At 56.4% G+C, this 360-nt stretch carries 1 protein-coding gene; it reads right to left on the reverse strand.

What is annotated here, in order from left to right:
* Nucleotides 1-360: phosphopantothenoylcysteine decarboxylase domain-containing protein (locus tag AY633_RS14695; RefSeq protein ID WP_145915690.1), on the reverse strand; the 360-nt coding region annotated here is incomplete at both ends.

Below are 360 nucleotides of genomic sequence, written 5' to 3' on the forward strand. Positions count from 1 at the left end.
CTTTTTTCTTGACCTTCTGCCCCGCGCTCGCAGCCGGACGGTAATCTGCGACAGCTGCTGTCTTAACAACCAAGTCCGCGTTGTCATATTCACCAAGACCTGCTTCTAGCATCTGCTGTGCGCTCTCGACTTGAATGCGCTTGACGCCGCTTGGCACAGCTAAAGAAACCGGACCGCTGATCAAGGTCGTGTCAGCCCCGAGTTCTCCTGCGGCTTGAGCCATGGCATAGCCCATCTTGCCGCCCGAAAAGTTTGTTAAGAACCTCACCGGATCAATCCGTTCGCGTGTCGGCCCTGCCGTAACGCCGACTTGTTTGCCTTTTAGCGGCCTGTTTGTCGTGGACTGTGCGGCCACCAGTT

It is taken from the genome of Planococcus maritimus (assembly GCF_001592825.1).
In the GTDB taxonomy this organism is placed as follows: Bacteria; Bacillota; Bacilli; order Bacillales_A; family Planococcaceae; genus Planococcus; species Planococcus maritimus_C.